Here is a 17,519-nt window from a genome sequence, read left to right as displayed (position 1 = left end):
TGATCGACGGATATGATCGGTCATTCCCGAATAATCGATTGGACAAATATCCTCTAAATCCTGCATCCTCATGGCAAGACGGTAATGCCCATTGAGAGAGGACGCCAAGATGGCCGATTACGAACAGCCCAAGAGCAGCGGTTGCCCCATGGGTCCGCAGGGTGGCGGCGAGGTTAAGGCCCGATCGCTGCTGGGTCGTACGAACAAGGATTGGTGGCCCGATGCGCTACCGATCGACATGCTGCACCAGCACGGCGTCTCCCCCGACCCGATGGGCGACGAATATGACTATGCCGAGGCGTTCCAGCAGCTCGACTATGCCGCGCTCAAGGCAGACCTGACCGCGCTGATGACCGACAGCAAGGCCTGGTGGCCGGCTGACTATGGTCATTACGGCCCGTTCATGATCCGTATGGCGTGGCACGCCGCCGGCACCTACCGGGTGACCGATGGTCGTGGCGGGTCGTCGTCGGGTCAGCAGCGCTTCGAGCCGCTCAACTCGTGGCCGGACAACGGCAACCTCGACAAGGCGCGTCGCCTGTTGTGGCCGCTCAAGCAGAAGTACGGCAAGAACATCAGCTGGGCCGACCTGTTCATCCTCGCCGGCAACGTCGCGATCGAGAGCATGGGTGGACCCGTGTTCGGCTTCGCCGGCGGCCGCAAGGACGTGTTCGCGTCCGAGGGCGATACGTTCTGGGGCGCAGAGGAACTCTGGGTCAACGAGGGCGCGCAGACTCGCATCAGCGAGGACATGCCCGAGCTCGAAGGGCCGCTCGCTGCGATCCAGATGGGTCTCATCTACGTCAATCCCGAGGGCCCGGGCGGTGAGCCTGACGCGCTCAAGTCCGCACGCGACATGAAGGCGACCTTCCAGCGGATGGCGATGAACTCGGAGGAAACCGTCGCGCTGACCGCGGGCGGCCACGCTTTCGGCAAGTCGCACGGCGCGAAGCCGGCGCCGCATTTCAAGAGCCCGTCGTCGGAAGCCGTGCACATGCAGGGCCTTGGCTGGCTGACCGACAGCGAGGAGATTGGCCAGGGTCATATCACGACCTCGGGCATCGAGGGCGCGTGGTCGAACAACCCGACCAAGTGGACCGGCGACTATCTGCGCCTGCTGTTCAAATATGAGTATGAGCTGACCGAAAGCCCGGCCGGCGCAAAGCAGTGGCAGCCGGTCAATCCGGAGCCGGAGGACATGGCACCCGACGCACGCGACCCCAATAAGCGCGTGCCGACGATGATGACGACGGCGGACATGGCGTTGAAGGTGGACCCCGAGTTCCGCGAGATCGCACTTCGCTTCCGCGACGATCAGTCGGCACTCGACGACGCGTTCGCGCGCGCCTGGTTCAAGCTGACGCACCGCGACATGGGGCCACGCGTTCGCTACCTCGGGCCTGAGGTTCCGGAAGAGACGCTCATCTGGCAGGATCCGGTTCCCGAAGGCACCGCGCCGTCGGACGCAGCTGTCGCCGCGTTCAAGGACGCCGTTCTGTCGAGCGGGCTGACGATCGGCCAGCTGGTCAAGACCGCCTGGGCGTCGGCGTCAAGCTATCGCCGGTCGGATCACCGCGGTGGTGCGAACGGTGCGCGTATCGCGCTCGCCCCGCAGAAGGACTGGCCGGTCAACGAGCCCGAGCAGCTGAGCCTCGTACTGGCCAAGCTGAACGAACTGCGCGGCGATATGTCGCTGGCCGACGCGATCGTGCTGGCGGGTTCGGCGGCGGTCGAGAAGGCGGCACGCGATGCCGGCCACGACGTATCGGTGCCGTTCCTCGGCGGACGCGGTGACGCAACGCAGGACTGGACCGATGTCGAGAGCTTCGTGTGGATGGAGCCGCAGGCCGACGGGTTCCGCAACTACCTGAAGACGCGTCACCCGGTGAAGACCGAGGAGCTGCTGCTCGACAAGGCTTCGCTGCTCGGGCTGTCCGCGCCGGAGATGACCGTGCTGGTTGGTGGCCTGCGCGTACTCGGCGCAAACTTCGGCGACGCGCCCGACGGCGTACTCACCGAGCGTCCGGGGCAGCTGACCAACGACTTCTTCGTCAACCTGCTCGACAACGACACGTTCTGGGATCTGGTCGACACGTCGAGCGACGAGAAGTTCATCGGCTACGATCGTGGCGGTCGCGAGAAGAAGTGGCAGGCGACCCGTACCGACCTGATCTTCGGCTCCAACTCGCAGCTGCGCGCAACGGCCGAAGTCTATGCCGAGAACGGTCACGAGCAGAAGTTCGTTCGCGACTTCGTCCGGGCGTGGGTCAAGGTCATGAACGCTGACCGTTTCGACGTTACGGCCAAGCCCGTATCGTCCAACCAGGCGACGTAAGCTAGGTCGGCGGGCGGATAGGCTGCGTCGGTCTGGACAAGGTCCAGACCGACTGTGGCTTATCCGCCACCGGCTTCGTCGTCAGAATAGACGCAGCTTATTTCGTTGCCTGGTTCGCCAGCGCATACGAAGCTGTACTGCTCGCATGCTGGTTGATTCCGTTCATTTCTATACGAGCAATATACGAGCCTCCGCGGCGGGGTGGATGCCTCAGAAGCAAAACCTGCAGTCCTGCCTGCACTCTTCAACTTGAGCCATTCAATGACGTTCCGTGCGCGACGCGTCCCCTTCAATCGCAAATGACGCAAGGCGGTGACCAGATAGTGGCTGCCGCGGACCTGATGTTGCTACCACAGACCCAGTTTCCGGCGCGGTCGGGTTGACGCGCATATTTCAGCCTAGTCGAACGCGGCTGGTTTCGTCGGACTGCCGATGACGTGCTTGGCGACGGCATAGGGCGCGCCGACCGTCCGCAATCTACGTCGAGCGTACGCGCGCAGTGTAGATCAACGTCCAACCCGCGGGGAGCGTGGTTCGGGCTCCGGCGCCAAAATGGACTATCTCCTGTAAACCTAGCCATTGTTCATTGCCGTCAGGCACCCCTCCCCGATCGAACCCCAGTCAAAACCCAGACGTCCGAGTTCGGCGATCTGTGCCTAACGAAGGTTGCGGCCAGCCCGTTCAGCGGGAGGTTGCGATCGACAGCAATCCGGCGCGTCATCATCGCATTGCCCCGGTCCAGTTGGTCATTCAGGTGCGTTTGACAGCATCTTTGACTGACCAATTCACGGAGCGTTTTTTCCGCTAGCGCGAAGCCATCATAAAGGTAAGATGCAGTGACCTTGATCGGAGAAAATGGTTGGTTTTGAAGCATATGCCGCTCGTTGCCCTGCTCGGTGCCGTCGCGATCGGGAGTTCGGTCGCCGGCCAGGCTCCGCAGTCGACCGCGGCAACGCCGGTGAATGACACCGCGGCGACCAGCTACGGCAGCTGGGGCTTCGACCAGACGGGGATGGATCGCAGCGTGAAGCCCGGCGACGACTGGTTCCGCTTCGTCAACGGTGCCTGGGCGGACCGCACGCAGATTCCGCGGGATCGATCGTCCTACGGCGCCTTCGCGGTGCTGCGCGACATCTCCGAGCAGCGACTGCGCGGCCTGATCGGCCGCTACAGCGCCTCCGACACGGCGCACCCCGACCGGATGAAGGCCGCGATCCTCTACGCGGGCTTTATGGACACCGCGACCGCAGAGAAGCTCGACGCGGCACCGCTGGCCCAGCGCCTCGCGCCGCTTAAGGCCGCAAAGTCGAAGGACGAGATCGCGGGATTCATGGGGCGCTCGCTCGGCGGTTTCGGCGCCAGCTTCTTCGCGCCGGGCGTCAACGACGACGCCAAGCAGCCGGACGTGTACGCGCTATACCTGCGCCAGTCCGGCCTGGGCCTCGGCGATCGTGACCTTTATCTCGACCCCAAATTCGCCCCGCAGGTTGCGCGGTATCGGCAATATGTGACGCAGATGCTGACCCTCGCGGGTTGGCCGGACGCCGAGACCGCGGCGGGCAACGTCGTGGCGATGGAGACCAAACTCGCCCAGGTCCACTGGACGCGCGCGCAAAGTCGCGACCGCGACAAGACCTACAACCCGACGACGCCGGCGCAGCTGGCGCGCCAAGCGCCCGGCTTTCCCTGGGCGACGTTCTTCAAGGCGGCGGGCGTCGACGCTGCCGACCGCGCGATTGTCGCGCAGAACACCGCCTTCCCGGGCATCGCCAAGGTATTCGCCGAGAGCGACTTGGCGATGCTGAAGGCGTGGGAGGCGTTCCGCATCACGGACGATGTCGCACCACTCCTGTCGAAGCGTTTCGTCGACGCGCAGTTCGAGTTTCGCTCGAAATTCCTGAACGGGCAGCCGCAGCAGCGCGAACGTTGGAAGCGCGCAGTTGCGTTCGCCGAGAACGGCGTCGGCGAGGGTATTGGTCGAGACTATGTCGCGCTCTATTTTCCGCCCGCGTCCAAGGCAAAGATGGACCAGCTCGTCGGCAACCTGCGCGTTGCGTTGGCGGGGCGGATCAGCAACCTGACGTGGATGGGCGCGGCCACGAAGGAGCAGGCGCTCGACAAGCTTCAGGGCTTCAACGTCAAGATCGGTTATCCGGACAAGTGGCGCGACTATGCCGCGCTCCAGATCAAGCCGGGCGACCTCGTCGGCAATGCCGAAGCCGCGCAACGCTTCGAATGGAATTACCGGCGAGCACGGATCGGCATTCCGGTCGACAAGGCCGAGTGGGGGATGACCCCGCAGACGGTCAACGCCTATTACAACTCGGTCAAGAACGAGATCGTCTTTCCCGCAGCAATCTTGCAGCCGCCATTCTTCGATCCGAAGGCAGACGACGCCGTGAACTATGGCGGCATCGGTGGTGTGATCGGCCATGAGATCAGCCACGGCTTCGACGACCAGGGCCGGAAGTCGGACGGCCGCGGTATCCTGCGCGACTGGTGGACTGCCGAGGACGCGACCAAGTTCGAGGCGCAGGCGGCACGGCTCGGCGGCCAGTATGAGGCGTATAGTTTCGACGGGCTGCCCGGCCTTCACATCAATGGCCGCGCCTCGATGGGTGAGAATATCGGCGACCTCGGCGGGGTGCTGATCTCGCTCGACGCCTATCACACCTCGCTCGGCGGCAAGCCCGCGCCGGTGATCGGTGGCTTTACCGGCGATCAGCGCTTTTTCCTGGGTTGGGGCCAGGTCTGGCGGACGCTGTTCCGCAACGAAGCGCTCCGCCAGCAGCTGGTCAGCGACCCGCACTCGCCGGGCCAGATCCGTGCGGTGAACCCGTTGCGCAACGTCGACGCCTGGTACGCCGCGTGGAAGATCGACCCTAGCCAGAAGCAGTATCTCGCACCGGCCGACCGGGTGCGAATCTGGTAACACTGTCGTCCGCCAGATACGTCTGGCGGACGACAAATGCGTATTTCAAGATTTGGGCGACATATTTCGCCCGGTCGCCCTGGCGCAGCCGATCCGCTTGGAAGACCGTTAACCGGTCATTCCCGCCCCCTCCCCGCCTCGCAACTTCAAACACTTATGCAGCGCCGCGGTGACCATTGTTGAGGTCCGGCCCAGCATCGCGAGCGTCGTTAGCACCCCGCGCGCCTACCGGCGGCGATCGACGGTAAGCTGCCGTTCGTTCGGCGAGCCGTGACCAGACGCTCATTGGCCAGCCCCCGCCCGACGCTCACTTGTCAGTCTCGGCACTGCGGGACCGTAACCCGACTTCCGCGTCGACCGCATCGACCGCGTCGCCAGCGATCCATCTAAACCTATCCGCCGTAGTGCCAGTTTAGAATGTCATTACGCAACAATTCAACATGAATGCATTGGATAGGTATTGTTTGGGTATTGACCAATGCATCAAATCAAAGAAATCTGTCGGTCAAAGCGTCAGGGCGCAGCCGGATAAGGGGCGAGTATATGATCTTCGACCAGACGGTGTCGCGTATCGCTCTTGCGGGGTCGCTCTTGTTCTGCGCGGTCCCGGCAATGGCGCAGGATATCGCAGCGGATCCCGCTCAGACACCCGCACAGGCCAAGGTCGGGGCGAACGCTGCGACTGCGCTTGCCGCACCCGATCCTGCACCCGCATCGGACGACACGGTCGTCGTGACCGGATCCCGCATCCAGCGCCCGAACATGACGTCGGCCGCACCGATCACGTCGGTGACCGCGCAGGACATCCGTGCGCAGGCACCGACCAACATCGAGGACGTACTCAACCGCCTGCCGCAGATCGCGCCGGACGCGCAGCAGAATTATCAGGATTCGGACGGTCGTCAGCGTATCAAGCTGCGCAGCCTGGGCTTCGAGCGCACGCTGACCTTGATCGATGGCAAGCGCATCGGCACGCAGAACGGCGCGGATGTCGGGATCATACCGCCGTCGCTGCTCGAACGCGTCGACGTGCTGACCGGTGGCGCCTCGTCAGTCTATGGGTCTGATGCGGTCGCGGGCGTGGTCAACTTCATCCTGAAGAAGGATTTCGAAGGGCTGCAGATCGACGGCAACTATAATTTCTACAACCACGATAACAAGGACACGATCGTCTCGTCGCTGGCGCGCGCGAACAGTTTCGGCAGCCCGCGCGGTTTCAGCAACGACGGCGGCCGCGCCGACATCACCGTGACCGCGGGCAAGAAGCTGTTCGACGGCAAGCTGCGCGTGTCGGCTTTCGTCAACTATCGCCACACCGATGCGGTCGACTATGACGCGCGATCCACCTCGGCATGCCAGCTGATCCAGACGGGCAAGGACGGCCCGCTCTCCTGCTCGCTCTCGACCTATTCGCGCAGCGGCTACGTCTCGCCGCGTTCGGGCGCGAACAACGGGGCCACCTACGTCAACGATCCAAACGGTACGCGCGCCTTCGTGCCCTACGGCGTGGGAGCGGGCAACGCGGCCAACCCGTATGACGGCTATTCCTATCAGCGCGGGTCGGAGCGGTGGAACGCGGGCGGCTTCGTCAGCGCGGATCTGACCTCCGATATCGAAGTCTACGGATCGGGCATCTGGTTCCGCGACAAGTCCGAGAACGTCTATCCGGCACGAATCTACAGCTACACCGTCTATGGCGACCAGCCCTATCAGGTGAACTGCAACAATCCGTATCTGTCGGGGTCGCAGGCGACCGCGATCTGTGGCGGTGCGGCGGGGACGAACACGAAGGCACCGATCGAGCTTCGTTATCGCTTCAACGATCTCGCCGATATTCCCGATACCTATATCAACAGCGGCGTTCGCGCGACCGGTGGCTTCCGCGGCAAGGTCGACGATATCTGGACCTGGGACGTCGGCGGAGTCTACGCCCGCAACCAGCAGGTCGTAAATTACGGTAACCTCCCCGATTACAACCGAATCAACCAGTCACTCGACGTCGTCAACGTCAACGGCGTGGCGACCTGCGCCAGCGGCGTCGCGGGCTGCGTGCCGTTCAACGCCTTCACCGCCAACACCCCCGGCCAGCCGCTGGCGAGCTGGCTGTTCACCGCACCCGGCGGCAGCACCAAGGGCGTGGGGACGCTTTGGGACGGGCTGATCTCGGTGACCGGTGATCTCGGCAAATACGGCGTCACCTCCCCGCTCGCCACCCAGGGCGTGGCGATCGCGCTCGGCGCCGAATATCGTCACGACAACTACACGTCGACCGCCGACACCTTCTACCGCGACCTGAACGGCGGCAACGACCTCGACATCTCGCAGAGTATCTGAGAATCGAACATCGAGGTGCAGGCGCCGCTGATCGAGGATCGACCCTTCGCACATCTGTTGCAGGCGAACGGTGGCTACCGCGTGTCGAAATACAGCAGCAATCCCAAGACCTTCAACACCTGGAAGATTGAAGGCATCTACGCACCCGTCAGCGATCTGACGTTCCGCGGGTCGTACAACAAGGCGCAGCGCGCACCGACGGTGATCGAGATCGGCCAGGCGCGGAACATCAGCTATGGCCTGCAAGGCGGCTCGCAGAATGATTTCTGCGCGCCGACCGTCACGACCAATCCGACCACCGGCGCCATCAGCTATGGCACGCCCGTTGCGTCGCGCGACGTCTGCCGTGCGACCGGGCTGTCGGACGCGCTGTACGGCAGCCCCACGCTGCTGTGTAATCAGGGCGACGGCAACCAGTGCACCGTCCAGTCGGGTGGATACACCGCGGACCCGGAGACCGCCTACACCTTGACCTACGGCCTGGTGGTGAAGCCGAGCTTCGTTCGCGGTCTGGTGTTCTCGGTCGATCGCTATCAGATCAGGATCGACAACTCGCTGGGGTATAACGATTATACCTACTACACCGATGGCTGCCAGCGCTCGAACGGCGATCCGTTCTTCTGCTCGGGCATCGTCCGCCAGCCGGGCACCGGTATCCTCTATGCACCGGCCAGCAGCAACCCGACCAGCGGCTTCATCCGCCAGGGCACGACCAACTATTACAAGTCGATTTCCCGCGGGATCGATTTCCAGGCGCAATATACGCTCGCGCTCGGCGGCGCGGGCAAGGTCGACTGGAACTTCAACGGGTCGCTGACGACATTCGCGGGCAGCCAGGATTCGCCGCTCCAGCCCAAGCGCAACTGCGTCGGCTATTACGGGAACGGATGCAGCCAGTTGCTGCCGAAATGGTCGCACGGCCTGCGGACGACCTACACCACCGGCGACGGCATCGTCAGCGCGTCGTTCAACTGGCGCTATGTCGGCTCGCTGACCAGCGCGGACAATTCGGGCGACGAAGCGATCGGCGGCACGCCGGAGCGGGCACGCACGACCTTCTACCACATCGCGCCCGCCAGCTATTTCGACCTGGCGCTGTCGTTCGCGATCGCCAAGGACTTCTCGCTGCGGTTCATCGCCAACAATTTGCTCGACAAGACCCCGCCGATCCTCGCGAATTCATACGACATCAGCCTCGCCCGGAGCAACACGGTCCCCGCGCGCTACGACTCGCTCGGTCGTAACGTCGCGGTGGGCGCCACCATGCGGTTCTAAAGCACGACGCAAGGATTACAGGGCTCGCCGGCGGCGGCGGGCCCTTTTTCGTACCAATGGCTTTGGATGGTTGGTGCAGGCGAACCGGGATAAAGCCCAGCCCGCAGTCGTCACCCCCCCTGGTGTATGAGACCGCGCTCAAGCCGAGGTACGCGTAAGAGATTGACGTCGCCTGTTCACATGTGCGCGGAGGCGGCGGCGTCGGAAGCGGCGGCACGGATGTGACGCGGTCCTTGGCAACGATCCACACTGCGTCGCGCCGCGGAACGCGGAGCGATAACCCCCCGGCCATAGCCATCTCTGACGCACATGACTGCACGCCACGACCACGTCTGGCCGGTAGTTTTCCGTATGGAACTTGGCCGCATCGCCTATGCCCCATCTCAAATCACCGAGCCTAGCAACCCAAAATACACATGCTAATGAGAACTGATTGCAATTAAAGAGGTCTGCTTCTATCGCCTTCACGAAGGGAAATAGAATGAAGATCGCATTCGGCATGATCGCCGCAAGTGTCCTGTCGACAGGTATCGCGAGGGCACAGGAGATACACGCTGGCGATCGCGCGGACGACGCCCGGCGGGAGGATATCGTCGTAACGGCTGCACGCACGAACCTGCCCGCCAGCGCGCTGCCCCTGACCGTGGACGTGATCGACCGCGAGACGCTGTCGCGCCAGGTCGCAGTTTCCGGCTCGGTCGTCGATGCGATCTCGGCGCTGCTGCCGGCCTTCTCGCCCACACGCGAAAAGATTACCGGCTTCGGCGAAACGCTGCGCGGTCGCTCGCCGCTCTATGCGATCAACGGCATTCCGCAGAGCACGCCGATCCGGGACGGCGCACGCGACGGCTATACCATCGATCCCTTCTTCATCGACCGCGTCGAGGTGATCTACGGCTCCAACGCCTTACAGGGCATCGGTGCGACCGGCGGCGTCGTCAATCAGGTCACCGCGAGCGCGCCGAAGCAAAACGGCTGGAGCGGACGCACGCTGCTTCAGGGTAACAGCGGCGACGATTTCGCAGGGTCGTCGCTCGGCGGGAAGATCGCCGGCCTCGTCAGCATGCGCAGCGGCCGGTTCGATGCGACCGGCGGTGTCGCGTTCGAGCGGCGCGGCGTCTTCGTCGATGGCCGTAGGCGGCGCATCGGCCTCGACGGGAACCAGAGCGAAATTCAGGATACGGACAGCCTGGCCTTCTTTGGCCGGGTCGGCGTCGATCTGTCCGACACCGCCCGGTTCGAGGTGATCGCCAACCGCTTCAAGCTGGAGGGCAACAATCACTATGTCGCGGTCGACGGCGACCGGGCTCTGGGCATCCCCGCCACCAGCCGGCGAGGCGAAACGCCGGGCCAACCCTCCACGGGCCTGGCCGAGATGGTGTCGGCATCGCTGACGGACGGCAATGTGCTTGGCGGGGCGTTCACGCTTCAGGGCTTTTACAACCGGACCAGCGACACGTTCGCCGGTGGTGTCCTCGCGACGTTTCAGGATGCGAGGATCGCTCCGGTTGGCACGGTGTTCGACCAGTCGCGCAACGTCTCGCGCAAGCTCGGCGGCAAGATCAGCTATGAACGCACGGTGCCGGGGCTCAAGGCACTGACGCTGACTGCCGGGTTCGACGCGTTGATCGACCGCACCAAGCAGGATCTGGTGCAGACCGGCCGTAATTGGGTTCCGCAAACCGATTTTCGCAGCCTCGCGCCGTTCGGCCAGGCCAATCTCAAACTGTTCGATGGTGTCGTCAGGGTCGCAGGCGGGGTCCGCTACGAGACCGTACAGCTCGATATCCCTGACTATACGACGCTTGCGAGTGCCAGCGCGCGGGCCGTCATTGGCGGCAAGCCGTCCTTCGACCGCGCATTGTGGAACGGCGGTGTCGTGCTGGAGCCGGTCAAGGGTATCCGCGCCTATGGCAGCTATGCCGAGGGTTACACGATCGCCGACATTGGGCGTGTCCTGCGCGGTATCAGCCAGCCGAACGTCCGGATCAGCGACTTTCTCGATCTGACCCCGGTGATCTCGAACAACCGCGAGATCGGCGTCGAAGTGAAACAAGGGCCGCTGGACGCCAGCGTGACCTATTATTGGTCGTCGAGCGATCTGGGGCAGGTGCTCGTCCGCAGCAGCGACGGGTTCTTCAACGTTGCACGCCAGCCGATCGACATCGAGGGTCTGGAACTGAACCTCGCTGTTCGCACCCCGCTGCCCGGTCTCAAGGTTGGCACTGGATTCAGTCATCTGAGCGGGCGCACCGACACCAATGCCGATGGCATTTTCGATGCCGATCTGGACGGCGCCAACATCTCGCCGGATCGTCTGAACCTCAACCTGGATTATACCCGCGGACGCCTGAGTGCACGGGTACAGGGACGCTATTATTTGTCCCGCCGCTTCCAGGGACAGCCGATCGCCAACGACTTCGTCGGCTATCGGCTGTTCGACGCGTATGTCGCCTATGAACTCCCGGTCGGCCGGGTGATGTTGAGCGTGCAGAATCTCGGCAATACCGACTACGTCACTTACTATAGCGATACGCAGGGTCCGACCGACAATGCGCGCTTCTATACCGGGCGTGGTCGCAACTTCACGTTGAGCTGGCAGGCCGGCTTTTGATGCGCATCCTGTCCCTGCTGCATCGCTGGATCGGCGCGATCGGCGGCCTGCTGCTGGCGGTACTGGGTCTCACCGGTACGCTGCTCGTATGGCGGAACCAGGTGACCTTCGTTGCGCACGCCGGCGATACAGTCCGGCCCGATCCGGGATCGCTGGCCCGGGCGGTCGACGCAGTATCGCAAGCGCCGTCCCCGATCGACCGCATCACCTTCGCAGGCGACGGTCTGGGCGTGCATCAGGTCCTCTTCGCAGACGGCAGCGGTGCCTATGTCAGTCAGGCCGGCGAGACGGTCGAACGCTGGTCCTCGGCATGGCAGCGACCGGAATTGTGGGTGTTCGATCTCCATCATCACCTTCTGATCGGCGATGCCGGCGAGACGATGACAGGGGTTGCCGGGCTGACGGGCCTGTTCTTCCTCATTACCGGATTAATCCTGTGGTGGCGGATGCGCAGCCGCTTCCGCCTGCGGCTATGGCCCGCGACGATGAAGCCCGGCGCCATCGTCCATCACCACCGAGACATGGGCGTCGTGACGGCGCCGTTGCTGCTCGTGTCGCTGGTGACGGGCGTTCTGATGGTTTTTCCCGCGCTGGGCGGGCCCTTGCTTGCCGAAACACGGTCGCACCCACCCAAAGTCGACAGCGTCCGGGTTACGCCATCCGCGCATGACTTGAAGCCGCTTTTCACCGCGGCGGCCGCGATGTTTCCTGGTGCCGAACTTCGCCGCCTGCAGATGCCGCGCAAGCCCGGCACGCCCATCGTGCTGCGCCTCCGCCAATCGTTCGAATGGACACCGAACGGACGGACGTTCGTGTACGCCGATCCGGCTACGCTGAGGATCGTGGCTTATGACGATCCGGCGACCCGGGGAACGGCGGCATCGATCCGCGAGAAACTTTACCCCGTGCACGCTGCCAAGACCGGCGGCATTGCGTGGAAACTCGCCATGACCGTGTCGGGCATCGTACTGACGCTGCTTGGTAGCCTGGCGGTATACGGCTTCTGGCGGACGAAATGGAACATTGGCCAGAGCAATCGGCGGAAGCGGAAACGCATCTGAAGCAGGACGTTCGTCATAATGTCTGATGCGCGAATGACCGGTTCGTTACGAAGCTTGATACTCATAAGGCGACATTCTGGTCCCTTGGCCACCATAAGACCCCCGCCTGTTCACGTTCGATTTTGACTTGGCGGCCAAGCGACTGCCGGGTTGCAGGAGATCGGGGCGGCGCGTGTCAGTGTGCCCGATATGAACGCCAGTGCGTTCTCCTAGGAACACCGACTGGAAGGACGCGCGATGACGACATACCCCTTGAGCGAGCCGGCGACGATTCACCTCGTCGATGCGTCGGGCGACGTGACCGCAGACGTCATAGGACAGGGAACACTAGAGGATTGCGTTGAACTCGTTGCCGGTTTGTCCGCCGATAGACGAAAAGCGATTACCATTCGTATGAATGACCTCGACCTGCAGTTTGGACCGAAAGACGTTGGCGACCTTTTGAACTTCTTGCACGACGAAGGCGCAGGACTTTCGAACAACGAAATCATAGAAATCAAGAACAACGAACCGTGATCGCCCGTTTTTGAAGGTCCCGCAGGACTGCGCCAAACCGGTCGGCGGATCCTCGGCGCTCTAGAGCCATCATTATCTGGCAATGCTGACGCGCTAAATTTGCCGCTTGGCCTTTACGCCGGGTTGCCCGCCGACACTCAATCGAAAGCTACCAAGCGCGGCGCGCTTTATGAGCACTTTGTCGTTCGCCCGGGGCGGCCGCGCGATTATATAGTCGTCGGTCTGCGTCCACCGTGTGCCGTTTGCGAGAACGAAGCTCCAGCGGCCGGAGTCATCCACAGAGGCACGCGTCAGTGTCGTCTCGATCTGTGACAGATCGTTGCCGCTGCCGAACAGCCCCGTGTCGGGAAGCGCGACGCCAAACAGGTTGCGGCGTGTTTCGTCCACCTGTTGCCGATCGATGACGACCACGGCCATGTTGGCCTCGGCTGTATCCAGTGCCGCTACCGATTTATCGAAGCATGCGAGTCGGGCAGCAGCGTCTGCAACGGCGCGACACTGCGTAACCGCCGTCAGTAAAGGCGCCCGCTCTGTATTGCGCGGTGTGGCAGCGGTCGTCGTTGCTGCGATTGCCGCGGTCCCGATCAAACCGGTCAATGTCGGCATCATCACGACCCGCATATCACTCCCTTAAACTTGCCTCGGGGGCGAGCGATACGCCGCCATACGGCGTGCGGCAATCGCCCCTCAACACGGTCGGCACTGCGATCCCTCCCGGACTGTTGCCATTGGGTAACAATGCTGACGTAATGCGACGAGCTGTGACCAATTTATAACTTTGTTTTGGACAAGGCACGTCCGGTTTGTAAAAATCGACGCCAACGGGGTCATCCGACCACATAATAGATCGTGTTGCGCGACAATCCGCCGATACCGAAAAGGGACCAATTAGAACTATGCGTAACCACATGTTTCGAGATTGCCTGCTGGCGTCGACGATGATGGCAGGCGCGGTTGGCGCGTTGCCGGCCTTTGCCCAGACCGCAACGGCGCCCGCCCCGGCCCCCGCCCCCGCGCCTCAGGGCACGGCGAGCGATGACGGCGCAGCCGCCACGACGCCCGCGATCTCCAACACGCCGAGCGAGGATCATGCTGCAGCCGGGACGACCGGCGGCGGCGACATCGTCGTTACCGGTTCGCGTATCTCGAACCCGAACCTGACGTCGGCCAGCCCGGTGACCGTCGTCAACGCGGCGGAGATCAAGCTGCGCGGCGCGACGCGCATCGAAGACGTTCTGAACAGCCTGCCATCGGCCTTCGCCGCGCAGAACTCGTCGGTATCGAACGGCTCGACCGGCACGGCGACGGTCAACCTGCGCAATCTGGGTGAATCGCGCACGCTGGTGCTGATCAACGGCCGCCGCCTGATGCCGGGCAACCCGTCGTCGAGCAGCACCGCGAGCGCGGCTGCCGACGTCAACATGATCCCGGCGTCGCTGATCAAGCGCGTCGACGTCCTGACCGGCGGCGCAGGGTCGGTTTACGGTTCGGATGCGATCGGCGGCGTCGTCAACTTCGTGCTCGACACCGATTACGAGGGCTTCAGTGTCGATGCATCGGGCGGCATCTACAACCACAACAACCGCAGCGACCGCTTCAAGGCGCTGAACACCACCGCCGGCAATTCGGCACCGACCGGTCAGTCGTTCGACGGGACGCAGTTCGACATCAACTTCAAGGTTGGCGTCGGCACCAGCGACGGCCGCGGCCACATCGTCGGCTATGGCGGCTACCGCAAGATCGGTGCGATCCTGCAGGGCTCGCGCGACTACAGCGCGTGCGGCCTCAACGCACCGACGGGCAATGTCGGCAACGACTATGTCTGCGGCGGATCCGCAACCGCGTTCCCGGCAAACTTCTCGCTCAACGACGCCGTCGAGGGCGGGCCGCCAACCGGCTATACGCTCGATTCCGCAGGCCAGCTCGTGCCTGGTACGACGCTGTATAACGCCAACCCGCTGAACTATTATCAGCGTCCGGATAAGCGCTATACCGCAGGCTTCCTCGCAAAGTACGAAGTCAGCGACGCGTTCAAGCCCTACGCCGATTTCATGTTCATGGACGACCGTTCGGTGGCGCAGATCGCACCGTCGGGCGACTTCAACAACACCTCGGTCCTGAACAGCAACAACCCGTTCCTGTCGGCCGCGCAGAAGGCTACCTTCTTCCGTGACACCAACCTGGTGCGGGACGCGAACGGCAACGTCATCAACCTGACCAACCCGGACGGTTCGCAGTACCAGCAGGCCAATGTCCGCATCGGCCGCCGCAACGTCGAAGGTGGCGGTCGCCAGGCCGATCTCCGCCACACGCAATACCGCTTCGTTGCCGGTGCGAGCGGCACGCTCGACAAGGGTATCTCGTACGAGGCATACGGCCAGTTCGGCAGCACCGTATTCAACCAGGTGTATCGCAACGAATTCTCGGTGTCGCGTACGACGCGCGCGCTCGATGCCATCACCGATACGCGCCCGGGTTCGGCGACGAACGGCCAGGCGGTCTGCCGGTCGGTCGTCGACGGTACCGACCCGAACTGCGTTCCGCTGAACATCTTCGGATCCGCCGGCATCTCCCCAGCAGCGCTGAACTATGTCCAGACGCCGGGCTTCCAGTCGGGTGAGAACAAGGAGACGGTCCTCAACGCATCGTTCACCTTCAAGGGCGGCGAATACGGCGTTCAGTCGCCGTTCGCGAACGAAGGCATCGCGCTGAACGTCGGTGGTGAGTATCGCAAGGAATCGCTGAGCCTCGAGGTCGACAACGCGTTCCTGAGCGGCGATCTGGCCGGCCAGGGCGGCGCGACACTGCCGATCCGCGGCAGCTACAACGTCAAGGAAGCGTTCGGCGAAATCCAGGTGCCGCTCGTCAGCGATCGTCCGTTCTTCAATGAGCTGACCGTCAACGGTGGCTATCGCTATTCGAGCTACAGCACCGCCGGGTCGGCAAGCTCGTACAAGGGCGAACTGGTCTGGGCGCCGATTTCGGACATCCGCTTCCGTGGTGGCTACAACCGTGCGGTGCGTGCACCGAACACGCAGGAATTGTTCGCACAGCAGTCGGTCCAGCTAGACGGTGCGACGGACCCGTGCGCCGGCGCCGCAGTCAACGGTCTGGTCAACGGCAACACCGCGGCGCAGTGCGCGCTGACCGGCGTGCCGGCGAACCGTTTCGGCCTAATCGCGGCCAACCCGTCCGAGCAGTATAACGGCCTGCTGGGCGGCAACCCGAACCTTCGTCCCGAAAAGGCCGATACGTTCACCGCCGGCGTGATCCTGCGTCCGTCGTTCCTGCCGGGCTTCAACCTGTCGGTCGATGGCTTCCGCATCAAGCTCAAGGACCGCATCGGCGTCATCGGCGCGGACACGATCATCGCGCAGTGCCTCCAGACCGCCGACCAGCAATTCTGCAGCGCCATCAAACGCGACGCCAGTGGCACGTTGTGGCAGGGTAATGCTGGCTACATCGTCGATACCAACGTCAACGCGGGATCGCTGACGACGCAGGGCATCGAAACGTCGGCGGGCTACACCTATCGGTCGGACAGCATCGGCACGATCGGGCTGTCGTTCAACGGCACCTATGTCGACAAGTTCACGTCGGACAAGGTTGGTGCGAAGTTCGATTGCGCAGGCCTGTACGGCGCGCAGTGCCTCTATCCGATGTCCAAGTGGCGTCATCAGGCTCGTGTATCGCTGACGACGCCGAACGGTATCGGTCTGTCCGGCAACTGGCGGTACCTGTCGGCAACGAAGTTCGAGCGCACCAGCAGCGACAGCGATCTGGCCGGTTCGTTCTTCGCCAACGATGCCCGCGTGAAGGCACAGAACTATTTTGATCTGGCCGCCACGGTGCGGGTCGCCGACAAGTTCACCTACCGCATGGGCGTGAACAACATCCTCGACAAGACGCCGCCGATCCTGAGCGCCACGGCGTCGCCGATCGGTTCGCTCGGCAATGGCAACACCTATCCAGGCATCTACGAGGCGATCGGCCGTTACCTGTTCGTCGGCCTGACTATCGACATGTAATCGAACCTTCGGGACTGATATCTGGGGCGGCGGGTCATCGACCTGCCGCCCTTTTTTTTATTTGAAAAAAGCCGGGAGGGACTCCGCCCGTGATCGTGGAGAGAGGCTGCTCATGCCGCGGTACCGATCAGTAGACTGGATTATACTGGCTTTGGACGGAACGCCGCGCCCGCTGCCGGCAGAGGGAGCCGACCGTCGTTGAGGCGGAAGGCTGGGTACTACGACACTTGGCCAGCCGACGGACGGTTCGTGCCCGAGCAGATGGGTCGCTATGGTCTCGTCGAGTTGAATGCAGATGGATTAAAATCCTGATCCAGCGAACCTCAGCGCAGCCGCTTTGTATGCCAAATGGAGGGCCCGCTGTTGCACAACCCATGGGACCAACGCTTCTGAACCAACGGCATCTTCAGAGATCGAAGTCCAA

Annotated in this window: 9 protein-coding genes; 8 read left to right on the top strand and 1 reads right to left on the bottom strand. The window is 63.1% G+C overall.

What is annotated here, in order from left to right; all coding sequences use genetic code 11:
* Nucleotides 1-148 precede the first annotated feature (148 nt).
* The 7 genes from katG to EV283_RS10725 all read left to right on the top strand — a co-directional run bounded on the left by katG (nt 149) and on the right by EV283_RS10725 (nt 13,067).
* The gene (katG, locus tag EV283_RS10750; protein WP_242615961.1) at nt 149-2,335 is read left to right on the top strand and encodes a catalase/peroxidase HPI; all 2,187 of its coding nucleotides are present in this window, start codon (nt 149-151) and stop codon (nt 2,333-2,335) included.
* Nucleotides 2,336-3,209: 874 nt separating this feature from the next.
* Nucleotides 3,210-5,267 carry a M13-type metalloendopeptidase gene (locus EV283_RS10745; RefSeq protein WP_130325243.1) on the top strand — a complete coding sequence of 686 codons (2,058 nt, stop codon included), beginning with the start codon at nt 3,210-3,212 and terminating at the stop codon, nt 5,265-5,267.
* 543 nt (nt 5,268-5,810) lie between these two features.
* On the top strand, nt 5,811-7,601 hold the full coding sequence (locus EV283_RS19440) for a TonB-dependent receptor plug domain-containing protein (protein WP_242615917.1): 1,791 nt from the start codon (nt 5,811-5,813) through the stop codon (nt 7,599-7,601).
* A gap of 15 nt (nt 7,602-7,616) precedes the next feature.
* Nucleotides 7,617-8,876, top strand: a complete 1,260-nt coding sequence (locus EV283_RS19435) for a TonB-dependent receptor (RefSeq protein WP_242615916.1) — start codon at nt 7,617-7,619, stop codon at nt 8,874-8,876.
* A 481-nt stretch (nt 8,877-9,357) separates the two neighbouring features.
* Nucleotides 9,358-11,490 carry a TonB-dependent receptor gene (locus EV283_RS10735; RefSeq protein ID WP_130325241.1) on the top strand — a complete coding sequence of 711 codons (2,133 nt, stop codon included), beginning with the start codon at nt 9,358-9,360 and terminating at the stop codon, nt 11,488-11,490.
* Nucleotides 11,490-12,551 (top strand): PepSY-associated TM helix domain-containing protein, encoded by a 1,062-nt coding sequence (locus tag EV283_RS10730; protein WP_130325239.1) that lies wholly within the window; start codon nt 11,490-11,492, stop codon nt 12,549-12,551. The genes EV283_RS10735 and EV283_RS10730 overlap by 1 nt, the downstream gene beginning before the upstream one ends.
* Nucleotides 12,552-12,788: 237 nt before the next feature.
* Nucleotides 12,789-13,067 (top strand): hypothetical protein, encoded by a 279-nt coding sequence (locus EV283_RS10725; protein WP_130325237.1) that lies wholly within the window; start codon nt 12,789-12,791, stop codon nt 13,065-13,067.
* Between the two features lie 93 nt (nt 13,068-13,160).
* On the opposite strand, the gene EV283_RS10720 is transcribed toward EV283_RS10725, so the two are convergent.
* A complete protein-coding gene (locus tag EV283_RS10720) occupies nt 13,161-13,688 on the bottom strand; it encodes a hypothetical protein (RefSeq protein ID WP_242615915.1) in 528 nt (175 codons plus the stop codon).
* Nucleotides 13,689-13,975: 287 nt separating this feature from the next.
* Here EV283_RS10720 and EV283_RS10715 point away from each other — a divergent pair, with 287 nt between their 5' ends.
* Nucleotides 13,976-17,095 carry a TonB-dependent receptor gene (locus tag EV283_RS10715; RefSeq protein ID WP_242615914.1) on the top strand — a complete coding sequence of 1,040 codons (3,120 nt, stop codon included), beginning with the start codon at nt 13,976-13,978 and terminating at the stop codon, nt 17,093-17,095.
* Nucleotides 17,096-17,519: the final 424 nt, after the last annotated feature.

The sequence above is a fragment of the Sphingomonas sp. BK036 genome, assembly GCF_004216825.1.
Classification (GTDB): Bacteria; Pseudomonadota; Alphaproteobacteria; order Sphingomonadales; family Sphingomonadaceae; genus Sphingomonas.
The sequence above is the reverse complement of the archived record's forward strand: the minus strand, read 5'-3'. Positions and strand labels throughout refer to the sequence as shown.